Raw genomic sequence first — 18,664 nt, 5'->3', positions numbered from 1 at the left:
TCAAAGCCTTGTTGGATAAGCTCTGGACTAAGGATGTCAGAGTATTTATCAAAGTGGTGGAAGGTATTACATGACCGAAAAGTATTGGCAAGTTGGCTTTCTAAAGACATAAAAAAATCCGATATTAGTTTCCTAATATCGGATTTTGAAGCCTTTTGAGGATCGGTCAAATGATCTCACAAATTTCTTAACTGATCGGCATTACTCAAGTGGAGTGCTCTTAATTAAGTTTGAGAATTATACTGCTGCTTCTTTTGATACTGTCGCTGTAACGTCAGCGTCGTATTGTTCAGTATCCAGTGAACCATTCTTCTTCGCTGTTAGAACACCAGACAACATAGAGCCAGAGATGTTTAGCGCAGTACGAGCCATGTCAATTAGCGCTTCGATAGACACGAGAATCGCTACTACTGTGATGTCTAGACCCATGATGGTCAGTACTGCTACTGCAGCGAACGTTGCACCGCCACCAACACCCGCGATACCGAATGAAGCAATCGCGATAACAGCAATCAGTTGTAGGATGAAGCTTAAGTCTACAGGCATGCCCATTACTTGTGCCGCCATGATAGCGAGCATTGCTGGGTAGATGCCCGCACAGCCGTTTTGACCGATACTGGTACCGAAAGTCGCTGACATGTTTGCTGTTTCTTCGTCTACACCTAGGCGTTGAGTTTGTGTTTCAACGTTTAGTGGGATAGCCGCCATGCTCGAACGAGAACCGAAGCCAAATACTAATACAGGCCAGATTTTCTTCATGAACTTCGCTGGAGAAAGGCCGAACATAGATACCATCACGAAGTGGATGCCGAACATTACGCCGATTGCTACGTAGCTCGCTAGAAGGAAGCGGCCCATTTCAGCGAGTGCGAACAGGTCGTTGGTCATCATGAACGTGGTCATCAGAGCAAATACACCGTAAGGCGTTAGCTTCAGGATTTCACGAACCATTGAAAGAACCACTTCTTTTGCAGAGTTGATGAAATCAACGAAGTTTTGCACTTTCTCTGGCTTACGGTTCTTCACTTGAAGGATACAGTAACCAAGGAACATACCGAACAATACAGTTGATAATGTTGAAGTACGTTGAGAACCCGTTAGCATGTCAAAGATGTTGGTTGGAATGATAGACAGAGCCATACCAGACAGACCACTGCTTGCCATTGCATCTTGTGTTGCTACCAGCGAATCACCGCGAGCTTCAATCGCACTGTTTGTGCCGATAGTGCTTACTAGCGCGTTCGCATCGATACCAAATAGGTAAATACTTGCGATACCAACGGCTGCTGAGATTGCACAAGTGAAAAGTAGAATACCGATGATCTTTGGTGCGATACGAGATAGCGCACCACCGCCTTCAACGTTCATGATCGAAGAGATCATCGCCACGAATACAAGTGGGATAACGATCATTTGTAGAAGTTTGATGTAGCCTTTACCGAACACTGAAATTAGTTCAGCAAAGCCGATGTTGCAACGTTACCGACACCGAAAACAAGTTGAATTGCACCACCGAACAGTAAGCCAGCAGCAAGCGCACTCAGTACGCGGAAGTTAAAACTTTTCTTTTGCTTTTTGAAGTTCGACAGCAGTGCGTAGAACCCAAAGAACAGTACGCTTAATGCGATAAATGAAACGCTCATGAGAATCTCCTATGATACCCATTAATACCTAAATCGGTTATTTTTTGTATGCGATGGCTTCAACTTCAACCAGTGCGTCTTTTGGTAGTCGTGCTGCTTCAACACAAGAGCGAGCAGGTGCGTTCTCTGTACCAAACACTTCTGTGTACACTTCGTTAAAGGCAACGAAGTTTTCCATGTCAGACAGGAAGCAGGTTGTCTTCAGCACGGTGTCCAGTCCCGCATTACTTGCTTCTAATACCGCTTTTAAGTTTTCTAGAGACTGACGAGCTTGTTCTTTGATGCCGCCCTCAACAAACTGCATCGTTTCTGGAACGAGAGGTAATTGACCTGATGTATAAACCATGTCGCCGTAAGACGTACCTTGTGAGTAAGGGCCGATAGCTGCAGGTGCTTGTTCAGTGGCAATGATCTGTTTCACGATGTAACTCCTAAATTATTGGTTTTATTCTGATTTAAATTCACGGATAAACTTGTAAACCGCCTGTCGGCTGATCCCAAGTTGCTCTGATACTTGTGTTGTCGTCTCTTTTAGCTCAAATACTCCGTTATCAAACAAACAACGAATGATGGCTTTGTTGCGACCTTTGGAAGAAACCGACTCATCTTGGTCAACCTCGTTAATGGCTGAGCTCAATGCTTGTTGAATGACGTCGTTCGCATTGTTGCTGAATGTCTCGCTGACAATGGTTTGAGGGACATTGCACTGTGGCATGAGCGTTTTGACGATTTCTGGGAATGGGAAAGATAAGTTCATGTTGATACACAGCATACCGATCGGCTTTTGTTGTGGACCAGCTAGTACACAGGTGGTCGATTTTAGTAGGGAACCATCAGCGGCGTTGGTGAAATAGCTCTTCGGTGAAACTTCGCCAGTTTTTTCGAATGTGCTCCACATACGTAAACCTAAATCGGTAATAGGTGAACCGATTTCACGACCAGTATGATGACCATTGACGATCTTCACGACAGAGTTTTCTAAGCTTTCAAATGAGTGAATAACTACCTCACAGTAGGGACCAATCAAGTCGGCAATCGTGTCCGCCAAGCGGAAGTAATTGCTTAAACATTCTCTGTCTTCATCGGTGAATCGAACTTGTTTTACATTCATGATTTCGGTTTACATTTTTGAACTCAATGACTGAAATCTACTCCTTTGGTGGTATTTAGGCAAGATGCAGTAAACTTCTGTAAACCGATAAAAGCGTATAAAACGCCAACAAATAGCGGAAATTTAACCAAAATTAAGAGTGAAATTTGAACAGGATCACTAAACCATCTTCGATGTGGTTTAATTTCTTAAACCCCATCAAGGTTTACATATTTAAAACCAAAGGTTGCGTTTTTGAAGGTTTTAATGATCTAGGGCAAGTTATAAAAACTCTCGAAATTAAAGGGATGTGAAATTCATTAAATGGATGGAAGATATACTGAAGTTTCAGGTACAAAAAAGCAGCCTTAAAATTAGCTGCTTGTTTAGTTGGAAATGGCTGACTGATGAGTTCGTGAATTGCCTATTTGGCCAGCTTATCCTTGACTTGCCCAAGAGCTCGCTGGTACATAAACCATGCACAGGTGCCTGCAAGTATATTACCTACCATAGCTCCCCAGAATAGGCCTTCAATGCCAGCGAGCTGCGAACCAACCCACAAGCAAGGTAAGAAGAAAGCGAACAGACGCAATGCAGATATCGTCAAGGCGGTGTAAGACTTGCCCAAAGCGTTCGAGATAGAAACCATAAGCATACAGGTACCCAAAGGCCCTAAGCTAATAGGCACGATCAGTAGGTGGTAGTTTAAAATCGTTGAGACTTCGTTGTCACTAGTCATGAGATTCGCCAACCCGCCAGAGAACAACCAGGTCACCAGTGCGATCACCAATTGGAAACCTAACACGAAGGTAACGGCAATCTTCACAAGACTACGTATGTTCCCAAGGTTCTTTTCCCCTAACATGCGGCCAATCATAGGTGGCATCGACATCGTCAGTGCTAGCACAGCCACAATAGAGAAGAATTCAAAACGAGAACCCAACGCCCAAGCTGCGACGGCTGCGGTGCCATAACCAGCAAGTAGCTTAGTCGCTAACATAGAAGAGACTGGCGGCAGTAGTTGGCTGATCATCGCTGGCCCCATGATGTTGCCAATTGATCGAACACTCTTGCCGATATCAAGATCGTGCCAATCGAACGTCATCCAATGTTTCTTGGTCACTTTGGGAGCCACGATAAAGATGCCCGCACCAAAAGCTAAGATGGTCGCGATAGCTGCACCATTGATGCCCATGTCGAGAGTAAAGATGAAGATTGGATCCAATATCAAGTTGATGATACTGGTTGCGATCATCATTGAACCGGGCAGCATGGTATTACCATTAGCTCGACACACACTGTAGTAAAAATAGAGCAGCGCACCTGTCCAAGAGCTGACTAGCCAATAGATCCAGTAAGAATCAATGATCGGTAAAACCGTCGGTGGCGCATCGAGTAGTTGTAAGATGGGTCCACGAAGCAGATAAATGATGACGGAAAAAAGCGCAACACTCACGCTACCCATTGCAATCACTAGCCCGCCCAGTTGTTTCGCGTAACGTAATTCATTGGCACCAATGGCTCTTGCAATGACTGCTGTGGTTGCGATGCCTAACCCAACCTGAATACCTATGATGATCATCTGTATTGGCAGTGTGAAGCCTTGAACCGCGAGCGGCAGTACGCCTAGCTGACCTATAAAGGCGCTATCTACAAGCTGGAAGCTCATTAGGGAAAGTACCCCAAACAACATTGGCCATGTCATTGTATAGAGTTGTCGGCCAAGAGAAGGCGAGGGAGTTGCGGTAGTCGAATTCATATCTGTCTTATTGGTCTTGAAGGTAGGTTTGTCGTGGTGACAATTATCTCAATGAAGAATTGCGTAAAGCATAACGTAAGGTCAGCTCGATACCAATGTTTGTTGTGATAGGTAGATTATTTTTGTTCGCTTTCGGAGAATAAAAAGCCAGTCGTCGTGACTGGCTTTTGTCGTTTAGGTATCACGAGAAGCGTTACTTATTTATTTGCTACGTTACCCAGTTTCAACCATGTATCGATAACCGTGTCAGGGTTCAACGAAACAGAGCTAATGCCTTGTTCCATTAACCATTCCGCTAGGTCGTCATGGTCAGATGGGCCTTGGCCACAAATACCCACGTATTTACCTGCTTTGGTTGCTGCATCGATCGCCATTTTCAGCATCGCTTTCACTGCAGGGTTACGCTCGTCGAAGAGGTGTGCCACGTCACCTGAATCTCGGTCTAGGCCAAGCGTCAGCTGTGTCATGTCGTTCGAACCAATAGAGAAGCCATCGAAGTACTTCAAGAACTCTTCAGCCAAAATTGCATTCGATGGTAGTTCACACATCATGATAACTTTCAGACCTTGGTCGCCACGGCGTAGGTCAAACTTAGCCAGAATGTCGATAACCGATGCCGCTTCGCTTGGAGTGCGAACGAATGGAATCATAATTTCAACGTTCTTAAGACCCATCTCGTTACGAACACGCTTGATCGCTTGAGTTTCTAGCTCGAAACAGTCTTCGAATACTGGCGAGATATAACGAGATGCGCCACGGAAGCCCAACATTGGGTTCTCTTCATGTGGTTCAAACGTTTTGCCGCCTACAAGGTTGCTGTATTCGTTCGACTTGAAGTCAGACATACGTACGATCACACGCTTAGGCCAGAATGCAGAAGCGATAGTCGCGATGCCTTCCGTTAGCTTGCTTACGTAGAAATCGATAGGATCTTTGTAGCCGCGAATACGTTCGCTGATTTCTGCTTTTAGCTCGTCAGTTTGTGCATCGAAGTTCAATAGGGCTTTTGGGTGAATACCGATCATCTTGTTGATGATGAATTCTAGACGAGCAAGGCCAACACCTTCGTTTGGAATTTGCGCGAAATCGAAGGCACGATCTGGGTTACCCACGTTCATCATTACTTTGGTTGGCAGCATTGGTAGCTCATCAACCTCAGAACGTTTGATTTCAAAGTCGAGTTCGCCGTTGTAAACGTAGCCTGTTTCGCCTTCTGAACATGACACTGTCACGGTATCGCCATCGTTTAGGCTGCTTGTTGCTGTACCACAACCAACAATCGCTGGGATACCAAGCTCACGAGCGATGATTGCAGCGTGACAAGTACGGCCGCCACGGTTAGTGACAATCGCAGACGCTTTCTTCATAACAGGTTCCCAATCTGGGTCTGTCATGTCTGTTACCAGTACATCGCCTTCTTGAACCAGTGACATTTGGTCTAGAGAGTCAACCAAACGAACTGGGCCTGAACCGATACGTTGACCGATAGCACGGCCTTCAACTAGCACATCGGCCTTGTTGTTTAGCTCGTAACGCTCGATAACGTTTTGGTCGCTTTGAGAACATACGGTTTCTGGGCGGGCTTGAACAATATATAGCTTGCCGTCGATACCATCTTTCGCCCACTCAATGTCCATCGGACGTTGGTAGTGCTTCTCGATGATCATCGCTTGTTTTGCTAGTTCTTTGATCTCTTCATCGCTCAGTGAGAACTCATTACGCTCTTGCGTATCGGTGTCGATGATATCAACTTGCTTGCCAATCTCTTGATTGGTTGAGTAGATCATCTTGATCAGTTTAGAACCAAACGTCTTCTTAACGATTGGGTAGTGACCCGCTTCTAGCATTGGCTTGTGAACGTAGAACTCATCTGGGTTCACAGCGCCCTGTACAACCATTTCACCCAAGCCCCAAGAAGAGGTGATGAATACCACTTGGTCGAAGCCAGACTCTGTATCAAGGGTGAACATCACACCTGAAGAGGCTTTGTCTGAGCGAACCATGCGTTGAATACCTGCAGACAATGAAATGCCACGGTGGTCAAAGCCTTGGTGTACACGGTAAGAGATCGCGCGGTCGTTAAACAGAGAAGCGTAAACGTGCTTGGTTGCTTCCAGTACAGCGTCGATACCTTTCACGTTAAGGAAGGTCTCTTGTTGGCCTGCGAAAGAAGCGTCCGGAAGGTCTTCTGCAGTTGCAGATGAACGAACCGCTACAGACAATTCTTCGTTGTCTTCGATTAGCTCGCGGTAGTTATCACGGATGTCTTGCTCTAGTGATTCTGGGAAGGGTGCGTCTAGGACCCATTGTCGAATCGTTGCACCTGTCTTACGCAGTGCGTCAACGTCTTCAACATCAAGTTCATCAAGTAGTTGGTGGATGCGCTCATCAAGACCTTTGTAGTCAAGAAAGTCGTTAAACGCATACGAAGTGGTAGCAAAACCATTAGGTACAGAAACACCAGCATTGGACAGGTTAGAAACCATCTCGCCCAGTGAGGCGTTCTTACCGCCGACTTTGTCGACATCTTCCATGGATAGGCCATTGAACCATAGGGTATTATTTTGCATTTATTTCTCCAGAAACATAGCAAGCATTGTAGGGATTTAAAGGCAAACGATTACGTATCAGTTTAAAAAAATGTAAATTATTTTTTAAAGCTGTGGGGGACGTAATAGTCAGCAGGGTTTTGTTATATATATTATGGTTCCCATCCTACTCAAAATAATTTTAAACATTAAATAAAAAATGCAAATTGATATTCAAAGTCGTGATGTATTCTATGTTTCTGATGGAACGGCCATAACATGTGAGACTTTAGGGCATGTTGTTCTAGGTCAATTCCCCTTCAAAGCCAATGAAAAAACCTTTCCGTTTGTGGAAAGTGAGGACAAACTTTCTGATTTATTAAAAGAGATCGAGATTTCGTATCGCGATAATGGAGTCGAACCATTGGTGTTCTTTTCAATCGTGATTCCAGATATCAAGGCTAAGCTGCTTGAAGCGCCAGCGCACTGTTATGACGTGTTGGAAAGTATCGTTCAGAAGGTTCAGGATGATATTCAGATGGCACCTGTGCCTAAACTGCAACGTTCACGCAGTGTGAACAAAGATTCGGTGAAGTACTTCGACCGTATTGCTGCGATTGAATACACACTCGCACACGATGATGGCATCACGCTCAAAGGGCTGGAAGAAGCCGACATCATCTTGCTGGGGGTATCTCGAAGTGGCAAGACGCCAACAAGTTTGTATATGGCAATGCAGTTTGGTCTACGCGTAGCGAACTATCCATTCATCCATGACGATTTAGCGCGTTTGAAGCTGCTGCCTGAGTTTGAGATATACCGACACAAGTTGTTTGGTTTAACGATTGACGCAGAAAGGCTGACTGAGATTCGTGAGAACCGTTTAGCGGGCAGTGAATACGCGAGTGATTCGCAGTGTTTGTATGAGCTACAAACGGTAGAAGCGATGTTCCGCCGAGAAGCGATACCTTATATCAACACGTCTTCATTATCGGTAGAAGAGATCTCGACCCGAATCTTAGAGCGAACCGGTTTGAGAAGGCGTCTGCTGTAAGACAAAGCCTTAGAGAAATAGAATGGCCAGATAAAAGAAAATCGAAGCTAGCAGGGTTGATACCTGAGAGCTTCGATTTTTTGTTTGTGCTCGTTGCAATCGCGCTAGCGAAGCAGAGACCGTTTTTATCGAAGTAAAGAGAGCTTCAGCGGTTCACTTTGCTTCTCTAACCAACGTTCTAGCGCTGGTGGCCATGTGATGCTTGGCTCTACGCAGAAACCGCGCAACATAGAGAAGTACACCGCTTGATCGATAAGAGGCTGTGATGACTCACCATGCTCTATATCCAGTAAGAGTTCGGCATCTTTCAGTAATGGGTTAATCAGTTGAACGAACTGAGGCGTCTTTTCTAAGAGTTCTTCAAAGTTAAAATCTTCGGTCTCTTTACTTGCACGCCAAGCTTCTTTGGCTCCAGCTGAGCGATATTCAGCCAAGTCAAGGTTCCACCAACGTGGGCGTCCAATCTGTTGAGTAAGAGGGAAAGCACGGCTTTGGAAAAGAGCAGCTTGCTCTGATGGTACACGCTGCTCGTCGCTTGATTTTAGGTCCATGAAGTACGCGATAATATCTAGGCTCTCTGCCATGATAGATCCGTCGTCTTTTTGTAAGACGGGTACCATCTTTTTACCGATCAAATCGATAAGAGTTTGGGCGTCATCATAATCGACAGAGACAAGCTCGATGTCCAAGCCTAGAGATTGAGCAATGTAGGCGACTCTTGCGCAGAAAGGGCAGTGGTCGTAAATGTAAAGCTTCATAGCTTCCCTCAGTTCAGGTTATTATAAATATAAGCTAATGCTAATGTAACAGAAAGTCTTGCTAAAACTAAGCGCTAATAGACAGTGTGTATCAACAGACAATAAGTACTTAGTGTAAATACTCTTTGATTGATTCTATTGTCTGTTGGATTCGGTTTTACTGCGACGAGTATACTAATGGGAAGACTGGTAAGGAATTGCAGGCATAAAAAAGGCTCTGGCTGCTCACTCTAATGCAGAAGAGTGAAGTCAGCCAAAGCCTCAATTTTGTTATCTTTAGCAGAGTGACTACTAAAAGGGCAGAGTGGTTAAACTATGCTTTTTTAAGATCTTGTGCTGGGTAAGTAAGCGTCATTGCGCCTTCTACCGTTGTAACGTGAACGTAGCCACCACCAGCACTTAGGCCAGTTACTACCATTTCACCTAGTTCAACACCTTTTGTTGCTACAACGCGATCATCAACTGAAAACACTTTACACACCTTCAATAAATTAAATAAATACGATAGATATCGAACGCGGATTTAAACAGATGGCACCCCAATCAACTAATCCAGTTATTTGTCGTAAAGATTAAATTTAGTTATGTATAAATCAGTATGTCTTAAAAATCAGCTTGTTAACTTACGCTGTGACGTTATTTATCCGCTGGATAAACGACACCAATTTGCTGACGCATCTCTGTAATTAACTTGGCAACGGTTAAAGCACGCTGTTGGGCTTGCGCTTGTGTCGTGTGGTCGCCAGCAATGCAGCTAGCAAAGGCTTGTGCTTCGTAACTCATGGAGTTCTCGCTTTGTACTTGAGTAAGGTTTTCTACCGTGCCATCACGCAAGCGGATCTTAACGTCGGTGCATTCAGCAATGTGATCGATGATGATCGCCCCTAATTCACCTTGGATCTCACTTGGAGCATAAGAGTCGCTGACTTTAGAGTGAGCAAGCGTTACGTCAAACTCAGGATACTGGAAGATCGCACAGCCATGAGCATCGACACCTGACTCAAGCAGCTTCGCAGAAGCTTGTGCATTCTCCGGCTCACCAAATAGCGCGACTGCTGCGGCTACGCAGTAAAAGCCAATATCAACCAACGATCCGTTAGAAAAAGCTGGGTTGAAGGTGTTTGGGTTCTCGCCGTTTAGGTATTTTTGGTAGCGTGATGAATACTGGCAGTAATTGATGTGCGCTTTATGTACCTTGCCAATCTTTTCTAGGCCGAGTTGGACTTGCTTAAAGTTTGGTAGGAATTGAGATTTATACGCCTCGAACAACACTACGCCGTTTTTCTCAGCCACTTCGAACATGCGTGTTGCTTCATCAATGTTTGATGCAACCGGCTTTTCACAGATAACGTGCTTACCGTGTTCCATCATGAAGATAGATTGCTCGCAATGAAGTGAGTTCGGTGAAGCGATGTACACGGCTTCAACCGTTTTGTCATTTGCCAATGCGTCGAGTGAGTCATACGTCGCTTCAACGTCAAATTCTTGGGCGAACTGTGCCGCACTGTCTAGATTTCGAGAGTAAACCGCAGCAAGTTGCATCGATTGAGATTCGTGAGCAGCTTGAACAAACTTTTGTGTAATCCAATTGGTTCCAATTACAGCAAACTTAATCATATGGGTATCCAGTCGTTAGTCGTCGTTAGTGTATTGATTCTACAGAGATAGTAGCACTCAAAGGCTGGCAATGTGCCTGAGATTTGCGGAACAATTTACCTAAACTTAGAGCCTAATATTAATAACCCGCCTTCACAGAGCGTCTGAGTTGACCAGTGTAACGGTGCACAATTAAGCCATTTTTGCTAAGGTGTTATTGAATTCAAACAAGGTGATGATATGCAAATCCGGACCGCCAAGGTAACTGATATTAGCTCGATCTTGGAGCTCTCTGAACAGATAAACCGTCAACACCACCTTGGTGCTCCTATGGTGTTTGCGCCAGCCTCACAGGGTTTAGGTGATAGTGAAGAATATTGGTTGGGATTGATGCTTGATTCGGTTGGCGCTTTCTTTGTTGCGGTTGACGATCAACAGGTGGTTGGCTTCTTAGCTGGGAAGGTAACGCAGAATAAAGGGGTTAGCTTTATTCAGTCGCATAAGGTGGCAAGGGTGAATACGATTGTGGTGAACGATCAGGTTCAGAGTCAAGGCGTCGGCAGAGCGCTGATGAAGTCATTCAATCAATGGGCGCAAGCGAGTGGTGCTATCGAGCTTAGGTTAGAAGTGATGGAGTTTAATCAGCAAGCTAAGGGTTTCTATGAGTCGTTAGGAATGGAAACTCAGTCACGAACCATGTCCATGCGTTTTGAGGAGATTTGAGGGTGCGTCTGTTTTGGTCTTTATTACTGTGTTTACTGTTTGTGGTTCCGAACGCGAATGCTGAGCAGGTCGTAGTCGAGAAAATAGTCTCTGACGCGACGGCGATCGAGACGATTGTATTCGAGTCGGCACCAGCTCACTCTCAACGTGTCTCAACGTCTTCATCTAATTCAAACTCCAAACATGTGATTATTGTGGATGATGTCCTTAGCAGTAATTCTGGCGAACAAGTTGCCCAGTTGTCTCAAGGTTCATCTATACGTCCACCTCAAAGCTCATCTCGACAGTTTTATACTCTACCAGCTTCCTCTTCTGATACAGATTCGTTGCTGCAAGTGGTCACCTTGGTCAAAGTTGATAAGTCTAAACGCAGAATGTACCTGCTCAAGGGTGAAGAGGTGATTCAGGAATTTCGTATTGCGCTAGGCAAACAACCGAAAGGGCATAAACGCTTTGAGGGAGACAACCGAACGCCTGAAGGGGAATACCAACTCGATTATGTGATGAAAGAGTCGGACTTTTATCGCTCAGTACATATTAATTACCCGCAACCTTCGGACATGCAATGGGCAGAGCAAAATGATGTGGATCCTGGCGGGAACATCAAAATCCACGGCATCAAAAACGGAGAGCACCGTTCACCTAGCTTTATTCAAAGCTTTGATTGGACGGATGGCTGTATCGCATTAACTAATCAAGATATGGATGAGTTTCTCCAACTTGTAAAAATGGGTACCCCTATCCATATCGAATGGTAGTCATTGGTACCCAATTTTCTCAATCATTTTCCGGAATCAATTAGCGCAGTCAATTCGCGAAACCAACTTCCAAAGTCAACCGCTAAAGCCAGTTACAGTAAAACTCGACCTGCACTGAATATCGCAATCACGATGAGCAGTGCAATGGTGACTGGCTTAAACTTTGCTCCACCAAATCTCTCGAATAGTTTAGAACCCACATAACCGCCAAACATGCTGCTTGGTAAGAGCGCGAGAGTTAGCCACACCATATCTCGATCGACCAATCCTGCGATCGATGCTGAAACAAACGCGGTGGAATCCGCCAATACAAAGAATGCGATCAGGCCAGCTCTAGCAATGTGTGGTGCGACTGGGCTTGCCAATGCGTGCGTGCCAATCGGAGGCCCTGACATCGATGCTGCGCCGTTCATTACCCCTGCAAGGCTGCCTAGAATATAGGGAGCAAATCTAGGTTCATTTTTGTACTGGAAACCTCTGTAGATCATAAGTGCAGACGCAAAAATGAAGACACTGATGATCAAGATGATCGTGTCTTGGCTAACGGATTTAAGTAGAAGTAAGCCGACAGGCGTAAAGGCTAGGCAAGGGATAAATACCTTTGAAACCCAGCGCCAGTTGACGTGTTTTCGAACCTTAGGCAGCAATTGAATATTGCCCAATAGGTCGATTAGCATGAAAACGGGAACCAGTTCGATAACAGGGGCGAATAACGCACTTAATGGCAATGCCACTAAGGTGAAACCGAAACCTGAGAAGCCACGAACAATAGCGGCGAAAATGAAGATTGCACCCAAAATTGGGAAGGTTGGACTAAAAATGAGATCCATAAATTAAGTAACCAATGAAGCTGTCTAAATAGAGCGAGCTAATGAAACCAAGTGAGTAGCGGAATGTACTCCTACTCACTTGTGTTTGCTACCTAATTTTGAGGTTTCCCGAGAGTTAGTTTTAAAGCCTCTCGGGGTTGTTTTACAGTATTCGCTTGGTCAATTTATAGAGGTAAATTGATTCGGGAAATCAGTGAATACGGCATCTACTTTTGAGATGAATTTGAAGTGAGACGGATCGTTTACGGTGTAGCACCATGTTTGGATTTTTGCTTCACCTAGTGTATCGAGATCGCTCTGAATCACGTGTTCGTAGTTCATGTGGCAGCTGAACGCTTTAACTTCGTCAATCAACATCAAGTCGGCTTGAGTCAGTTGCTCTGTAATTACACCAACGCGGTATCTCGGCAGGTGACGAGCCATTTCAGAAACCACTTGATGGCTGAAACTTGAAAGCAGCACTCTGTCGGTGTCTAGATTTGAACGAATCAACTCTGTATGTAGCAAATCAACGACATGAGGGGCTTGATGTCGACTGTCGACTTTAATCTCTAAGTTGACGCTGAGATCATGCTGCTCAACAAGCGCGAGCAATTCTTCCAGCGTCAATATTCTTTCACCAGCGAACTGCTCAGACTTCCAACTGCCAAAATCAAGCTGACGCAGTTCTGCAAGGGTGTGTTCGTCGACACGACCTTTGCCATCGCTGCAGCGCTCAAGGGTGTGGTCGTGACAAACCACAAGTTGATCATCCTGAGTTGGCTGAATATCTACTTCAATCCATTTCAAACCGAGTTTAGCGGCTTGTTCAATGCTTGCCTTGGTATTTTCTGGGTGAGTACCTGCTACACCCCGATGACCTACGATGATAGACGACATAATTAATCCTTCTTAAAGACGCACCGTAAAAACGCATTAAATATCAGTGTACTCGATTAAGCGAGAGCCGTCGTTAAGCTTGTTACCTCTTCGCGTGACTCTTGTGAAGTAAAGTTATTTGGTTGAATACGCTTCCCACGACTGTCAAAAATATGCAGGTTCGATTTATCAATGCTTAGACCGAGGGGGACAGCTTGGCACAAAGTTGTTTCGGGTGTGACTGCAATAAAGGGTTGTTCGTTCACAAAGCCATGAACTAACTGATTAGGCCCTAAAGGCTCAACCACGCTGATACGTAATTCCAGCGGCAGTGCGTTCATGATTAAATCGCTACAAACCTCAGAATGTTCAGGGCGAATGCCAAGAGTGATAGTCGCGTCCTTAACGTGCGCATATTCGGGTAGATACATTTGTTGATCGCCGATTTCAAGATAGCCATCATCGAGCGTGGCAGTTAAGAAGTTCATCGCGGGGCTACCAATGAAGCTTGCTACAAAGGTACTGGCAGGCTGGTGGTAGACCTCTCTTGGTGTGCCGACTTGTTCTATTTGGCCTTTGTTGAGAACCACAATTCTATCTGCCAGTGTCATAGCCTCAACTTGGTCATGAGTCACGTAAACACTGGTTACGCCTAGCTCGCGTTGCAGCTTTTTGATTTCTAATCTCATGTGAGCGCGCAATGAGGCATCTAGGTTAGACAAAGGCTCATCAAACAGGAACAGTTGAGGGTCGCGTACAATCGCTCGTCCCATAGCAACACGCTGGCGCTGACCACCCGAAAGCTTGGCTGGCTTGCGGTCTAGGTACTCTTCGATTCTCAGTGTCTTGGCGACTTTCTCAATCTTCTCTTCAATCACGTGTTGGCTTACACCTCGGTTCTTTAAACCATAAGCGAGGTTTTTGTACACTGTCATGTGAGGGTAGAGTGCGTAATTTTGAAAGACCATTGCGATATCTCGTTGAGCTGGCTTTTCGTTATCAACACGGCGCCCACCCAAGTGAATCTCGCCGCCAGAGATGCTTTCCAGCCCCGCAATTGAACGTAGGATAGAAGACTTGCCGCAGCCCGATGGGCCAACCAACACAAGAAATTCACCCTTTGCGATATCAAGTGAGACATCTTTCACTGCACGATGACCGTTCTCATAAGTCTTTACCAAGTTTTTGATGCCTAACATAGTAGGTGCTTTGTGCGTACGATCGTGAGTGGCTTGGGTGTGCCCTAACGTTTGTTTTAACTTTGGCATCGGGGTGTCCTCTGATTTTTGCGGAGAAGCTGGGTGAGACGTCTTGTACTCATCGAGTGATTGAATGCGGTTATCGGTCATTTGAGTTGTGTCGTTGCTATTTTTCACTTTCTACTAGCCCTTTTACAAACCAACGCTGAAATACAACCACCACTAAAACGGGTGGCAACATAGCTAAAATCACCATGGCAAAAACATAGTCGTAGCGCGGTAAACTGGTTTCATTGATGTTGTTGAGTACTTGTTTGATGCCCATCACGATGGTGTTGTAGCCTTCGTCCGTGGTCATCATGATTGGCCACAAATATTGGTTCCAACCCACCACAAACATGATGATGAAGATCGCGGCGATCATGGTTTTAGACAGTGGCAGTAAGATGTCGACAAAGAATCGAAACGGACCTGCGTTATCCAACTGTGCAGCTTCTAATAATTCATCGGGGATGGTTTTGAAGAACTGTCTAAAAAAGAAGGTTGCGGTGGCTGATGCGATCAGAGGTAGAATTAAACCTGTGTAGCTATTAAGCAGCCCAAGCCCAGCAAGCACTTCATAAGATGGGATAATACGAACCTCTAGTGGTAACAGCAGGGTTACGAAGATCAGCCAAAACCAAGCCGTGGCGTAAGGCAGCCTGAAGTAGACCAAAGCAAACGCGGCCATCATCGAAATGATGATCTTACCGATCGCAAAACCTAGTCCCATGATCATCGAATTGGCGATCATTTTGCTAGCGGTGACTTCACCACTGAAGCCCATGCTTTTGTTCCAAGCTTCGCTATAAATGGCTGTAAAGTTATCGCCCGGTAACCACTGCAAGCCATCGCTGACAATGGTGTTTGGGTTATGCGTCGAGCTGGCGAAGATTAGCCAAATAGGGACCAACATGAACAGCATCCCAGCAATTAAAATTAGGTGGTCAGAGATCTTATTACTTTTCATAAATAACTCCTGTCGCGTTAAAACCTAGCTGTAGTGGGCTAGTAATGAACACGCTTTTCTACAACGCGAAACTGGATAAATGTAAGAGTGAGTACCAGTAGTAACAACACAACAGATTGTGCAGAGCTGCCGCCTAAATCTGCGCCAACAAACCCATCTCGATACACCTTGTACACTAACGAAGTAGTGCCGCCACCAGGGCCGCCGTTGGTCATGGTGTCTATGACGCCAAAAGTTTCAAAGAACGAGTAAGTAAGGTTGATGACCAGCAGGAAAAAACCAGTTGGTGCGAGTAGCGGGAAGGTAATCGTCCAGAAACGTTTCGAGTCGCTGACACAATCCAGCATCGCCGCTTCTTTTACTGCGTAAGAGATCGACTGAAGCCCTGCCAGAAAGTAGATGAAATTTACCGAAACCTGTTTCCACACCGAAACCAAAATAAGAGCAAATGTGGCATCCACAGGATCCGTCTGGAAGCTGAAATCCCAACCCACCACTGCAAATATCTCTGTGAACACACCAATGTGCGGGTTAAACAGGAAGGCACCGATAACGCCTGCAATCGCGGGAGCAACGGCATATACCCACGTGAGGGTGACTTTGTAAGCCCCTTGGCCATGAATGATGTTGTCGGCTTTGACGGCGAGCAGCAGCGCCAACGCTAGCGACAAGAAAGACACCACGATCGCGAACATCAGAGTGAAGCTAATCGAGCTTAGGTACTCACTCGATTCGAATAACATTTGATAGTTCTCAAACCACACGAAGAGCGAAGATGTGCCCCAAGGGTCTTCCAGCATAAAGGAGAGATACACCGCCTTTGCCGCCGGATAGATAAAGAAAACCGCGATGATGAGTATCTGAGGCGCCAAAAATAAGTAAGGCAGTGGAGAGTGAAAAAATTGCTGACGTCGTTCCACAGGGTAGTCCCCAAATGAGTGGCTTGAACCACTGTTAGTTACCGTGACCACTCGCGCTATAACAAGGCATGCTTCCAGTTGAGTTGTAGTTTTTGGAGCAAGAGATGGCGTGAGTGAAGAACCTCCTCACGACTCGTTATCACTCTATTGATTCAAGGTGACGGACAAGTAGTGAGGAGGAATGAACTGCTTTGGTTCGCTAAGTTTTAAGCTGTTGAACCGCTCTATTTCATTAACAGATCCAGTCCATAAACAGAGCTAGCTCATCAACCTATCTAGTTCATGGTGCGAGCGAAGCGTTTTAATAGCTTGCTGCTTTCATCTTCGACTTTGTCTAGGCTGTTCTCGACGCTAGAACGGTCAGCGAAGATGTTATCGAATTCACGATGCATCACTTCACGAATCTGAGGGTAGTAACCTAAACGATAACCCTTAGTCCACTCACCCGATTTTAGGCTTAGCTGCTTAACACCCACTTCTGCGTCTGGTTGCTCTTTGTAGTAGCCAGACTCTTTCGCTAAGTCATAAGCCGCTGTCGTTACCGGAACGTAGCCAGTAGTTTTGTGCCAGTAAACTTGAGTTTCAGGCTTAGTTAAGTAATCAAAGAACGCGGCGACACCTTTGTCTTGCTGTTGATCGTGGCCATTGAGTGCAAACAGAGCGGCACCACCAATGAAGGTTAAGCCTGCATCTGGGTTAACTGATTTCCAGTAGGGAAGGTAGGTGGTGCCCAACTCGAAAGGTACGCGGTTACGTAAGCCACCGAATGAACCAGAAGAACCCATCCACATCGCCACTTCTTGGCGCTCGAAAGGTGTTTGGTTTGCATCCCAGTCGCTGCCGTAATACTTGTAGTAGCCTAAATCTGACCACTCTTTCATTTTGCTGACGTGCATCATCATGTCTTTGGTGTTGAACATGATCTTAGTGGACAAGCCATCGTAGCCGTTGTTTTGGTCCGCGACTGGCAGATTGTGGCGAGACTTAAAGTTCTCGAACATGATCCACGGCGTCAGAGATTGAGAAAAGGCGATGTGACCTTCTGCTTTTAGCTTCTTAGCAACCACTTCGAGTTCTTCATAAGTTTTAGGCGCTTCGGCTCCTACTTCTGCGAGAAGATCTTTGTTGTAGTAAAGAACCGGCGTCGAACTGTTGAAAGGCATACCAACCATCTTGCCTTGGTTGTCGGCATAGAAGTTACGAACGCCAGCTAGGTAGTCGTTTGAATTAAAGTTGTAGCCTGACTCAAACAGAATATCCTGTACCGGTTTCGCGACGCCTTTGGCGTTCATGATGGTTGCTGCGCCTGCATCGAAGACTTGTAGAATATTGGGTGCTTCACCTGCTCGGTATGCCGCGATACCCGCGGTTAAGGTCTCTGTGTATGAGCCCTTGTAGATTGGCGTGATTTCGTAATCATCTTGAGACGCATTAAAGTCGGTCGCAATTTTGTTTACTGTTTCTCCAAGCTGGCCGCCCATTGCGTGCCACCAAGTGACTTGAGTCGTTGCGAACGCTGGCATTGCCGTTGTCGCGGAAAGAACGCCTGCCAAAATTAGCTTATTCATCTTCGTTTCCTTTTGGATGAAATCGATATCGAGGTATTGGATTAGAGTTTTAACGAGACAGTAGGGGTGTCGTTTGAAGCTATCTTGAACAGGACGTATTTCACTTACGTGGCTAAACCGTTTCACTGATATGAAAGATTCATTTCGATTTCATTTAAGAGAAAAGTTATTGATAGTTTTGATATTTACTGTGTGCGGTTTTTAAGAGGTTTGTTGTTCAATGCTCGCTCAATATTTGTTGTCTCGTCCTAAAATACGTTGACAGTTTTTTACTAAGCCAACAGCGCCAGCTGTTGGCTTTTTTCATGCACCTCATTTGGAGTTTTCATCATGAGACTGAGATGGGGCCTCATATTGTTATAGATATTGAT

The 18,664-nt window shown here is 45.4% G+C and carries 16 protein-coding genes and 1 pseudogene; 3 read left to right on the top strand and 14 right to left on the bottom strand.

The genetic code is table 11. The annotated features are described in order from the left end of the window. Nucleotides 1-237: 237 nt before the first annotated feature. The 5 genes and pseudogenes from CWO08_RS23050 to ppsA form a co-directional block, all read right to left on the bottom strand. Nucleotides 238-1,643 (bottom strand): annotated as a pseudogene (locus CWO08_RS23050) (cation:dicarboxylate symporter family transporter). Nucleotides 1,644-1,680: 37 nt separating this feature from the next. Further along, the gene (locus CWO08_RS23045) at nt 1,681-2,064 is read right to left on the bottom strand and encodes a RidA family protein (protein ID WP_017111552.1); all 384 of its coding nucleotides are present in this window, start codon (nt 2,062-2,064) and stop codon (nt 1,681-1,683) included. A 24-nt stretch (nt 2,065-2,088) separates the two neighbouring features. After that, nucleotides 2,089-2,754, bottom strand: a complete 666-nt coding sequence (locus CWO08_RS23040; protein ID WP_170960781.1) for a transcriptional regulator — start codon at nt 2,752-2,754, stop codon at nt 2,089-2,091. A gap of 403 nt (nt 2,755-3,157) precedes the next feature. Then, complete coding sequence (locus CWO08_RS23035; RefSeq protein WP_102478932.1) at nt 3,158-4,492, bottom strand: MATE family efflux transporter; 1,335 nt, start codon at nt 4,490-4,492, stop codon at nt 3,158-3,160. A gap of 197 nt (nt 4,493-4,689) precedes the next feature. Beyond that, nucleotides 4,690-7,062 (bottom strand): phosphoenolpyruvate synthase, encoded by a 2,373-nt coding sequence (gene ppsA / locus CWO08_RS23030; protein WP_108021189.1) that lies wholly within the window; start codon nt 7,060-7,062, stop codon nt 4,690-4,692. A gap of 178 nt (nt 7,063-7,240) precedes the next feature. On the opposite strand from ppsA, the gene CWO08_RS23025 reads away from it, so the two are divergent. Further along, nucleotides 7,241-8,074, top strand: a complete 834-nt coding sequence (locus CWO08_RS23025; RefSeq protein ID WP_048661622.1) for a pyruvate, water dikinase regulatory protein — start codon at nt 7,241-7,243, stop codon at nt 8,072-8,074. A gap of 125 nt (nt 8,075-8,199) precedes the next feature. Here CWO08_RS23025 and grxB read toward each other — a convergent pair whose 3' ends face one another. From grxB to CWO08_RS23005, 3 genes are all read right to left on the bottom strand, one after another. Continuing rightward, complete coding sequence (gene grxB / locus CWO08_RS23020; protein WP_107899080.1) at nt 8,200-8,832, bottom strand: glutaredoxin 2; 633 nt, start codon at nt 8,830-8,832, stop codon at nt 8,200-8,202. A 313-nt stretch (nt 8,833-9,145) separates the two neighbouring features. After that, a complete protein-coding gene (locus CWO08_RS23010; RefSeq protein WP_004733064.1) occupies nt 9,146-9,304 on the bottom strand; it encodes a hypothetical protein in 159 nt (52 codons plus the stop codon). 164 nt (nt 9,305-9,468) lie between these two features. Then, complete coding sequence (locus CWO08_RS23005) at nt 9,469-10,449, bottom strand: Gfo/Idh/MocA family protein (protein WP_108021188.1); 981 nt, start codon at nt 10,447-10,449, stop codon at nt 9,469-9,471. A 219-nt stretch (nt 10,450-10,668) separates the two neighbouring features. Between CWO08_RS23005 and CWO08_RS23000 the strand changes: the two genes are divergently transcribed. Beyond that, nucleotides 10,669-11,151 carry a GNAT family N-acetyltransferase gene (locus CWO08_RS23000; protein ID WP_048661625.1) on the top strand — a complete coding sequence of 161 codons (483 nt, stop codon included), beginning with the start codon at nt 10,669-10,671 and terminating at the stop codon, nt 11,149-11,151. Between the two features lie 2 nt (nt 11,152-11,153). Further along, nucleotides 11,154-11,909, top strand: coding sequence for a murein L,D-transpeptidase family protein (locus tag CWO08_RS22995; protein ID WP_057623890.1), 756 nt, complete (start codon nt 11,154-11,156; stop codon nt 11,907-11,909). A gap of 92 nt (nt 11,910-12,001) precedes the next feature. Here CWO08_RS22995 and CWO08_RS22990 read toward each other — a convergent pair whose 3' ends face one another. The 6 genes from CWO08_RS22990 to CWO08_RS22965 all read right to left on the bottom strand — a co-directional run bounded on the left by CWO08_RS22990 (nt 12,002) and on the right by CWO08_RS22965 (nt 18,293). After that, nucleotides 12,002-12,739 (bottom strand): sulfite exporter TauE/SafE family protein, encoded by a 738-nt coding sequence (locus CWO08_RS22990; RefSeq protein WP_108021187.1) that lies wholly within the window; start codon nt 12,737-12,739, stop codon nt 12,002-12,004. A gap of 159 nt (nt 12,740-12,898) precedes the next feature. Further along, complete coding sequence (locus tag CWO08_RS22985; RefSeq protein WP_048663262.1) at nt 12,899-13,618, bottom strand: glycerophosphodiester phosphodiesterase family protein; 720 nt, start codon at nt 13,616-13,618, stop codon at nt 12,899-12,901. A 56-nt stretch (nt 13,619-13,674) separates the two neighbouring features. Continuing rightward, complete coding sequence (locus tag CWO08_RS22980) at nt 13,675-14,973, bottom strand: sn-glycerol-3-phosphate import ATP-binding protein UgpC (RefSeq protein ID WP_108021186.1); 1,299 nt, start codon at nt 14,971-14,973, stop codon at nt 13,675-13,677. Continuing rightward, a complete protein-coding gene (gene ugpE, locus CWO08_RS22975) occupies nt 14,963-15,805 on the bottom strand; it encodes a sn-glycerol-3-phosphate ABC transporter permease UgpE (protein WP_108021185.1) in 843 nt (280 codons plus the stop codon). Before ugpE ends, CWO08_RS22980 begins: the two co-directional genes overlap by 11 nt. Nucleotides 15,806-15,843: 38 nt before the next feature. After that, nucleotides 15,844-16,725, bottom strand: a complete 882-nt coding sequence (locus tag CWO08_RS22970) for an ABC transporter permease subunit (RefSeq protein ID WP_102478945.1) — start codon at nt 16,723-16,725, stop codon at nt 15,844-15,846. A gap of 275 nt (nt 16,726-17,000) precedes the next feature. Further along, complete coding sequence (locus CWO08_RS22965) at nt 17,001-18,293, bottom strand: extracellular solute-binding protein (protein WP_108021184.1); 1,293 nt, start codon at nt 18,291-18,293, stop codon at nt 17,001-17,003. Nucleotides 18,294-18,664 lie beyond the last annotated feature (371 nt).

It is taken from the genome of Vibrio sp. 10N.286.48.B8, assembly GCF_003050085.1.
Taxonomy (GTDB): domain Bacteria; phylum Pseudomonadota; class Gammaproteobacteria; order Enterobacterales; family Vibrionaceae; genus Vibrio; species Vibrio crassostreae.
Note: the sequence above shows the minus strand (reverse complement) of the source record. Positions and strands in the feature narration are given on the sequence as shown.

Excerpts from the sequence above, each read along its gene's own strand:
- CWO08_RS23035 (WP_102478932.1), bottom strand. The coding sequence starts at position 4,492 with ATGAATTCGACTACCGCAACTCCCTCGCCTTCTCTTGGCCGACAACTC.
- CWO08_RS22965 (WP_108021184.1), bottom strand. The coding sequence starts at position 18,293 with ATGAATAAGCTAATTTTGGCAGGCGTTCTTTCCGCGACAACGGCAATG.
- CWO08_RS23025 (WP_048661622.1), top strand. The coding sequence starts at position 7,241 with ATGCAAATTGATATTCAAAGTCGTGATGTATTCTATGTTTCTGATGGA.
- CWO08_RS23040 (WP_170960781.1), bottom strand. The coding sequence starts at position 2,754 with ATGAATGTAAAACAAGTTCGATTCACCGATGAAGACAGAGAATGTTTA.
- CWO08_RS23000 (WP_048661625.1), top strand. The coding sequence starts at position 10,669 with ATGCAAATCCGGACCGCCAAGGTAACTGATATTAGCTCGATCTTGGAG.
- CWO08_RS23005 (WP_108021188.1), bottom strand. The coding sequence starts at position 10,449 with ATGATTAAGTTTGCTGTAATTGGAACCAATTGGATTACACAAAAGTTT.
- CWO08_RS22985 (WP_048663262.1), bottom strand. The coding sequence starts at position 13,618 with ATGTCGTCTATCATCGTAGGTCATCGGGGTGTAGCAGGTACTCACCCA.
- grxB (WP_107899080.1), bottom strand. The coding sequence starts at position 8,832 with ATGAAGCTTTACATTTACGACCACTGCCCTTTCTGCGCAAGAGTCGCC.
- CWO08_RS22990 (WP_108021187.1), bottom strand. The coding sequence starts at position 12,739 with ATGGATCTCATTTTTAGTCCAACCTTCCCAATTTTGGGTGCAATCTTC.
- ugpE (WP_108021185.1), bottom strand. The coding sequence starts at position 15,805 with ATGAAAAGTAATAAGATCTCTGACCACCTAATTTTAATTGCTGGGATG.
- ppsA (WP_108021189.1), bottom strand. The coding sequence starts at position 7,062 with ATGCAAAATAATACCCTATGGTTCAATGGCCTATCCATGGAAGATGTC.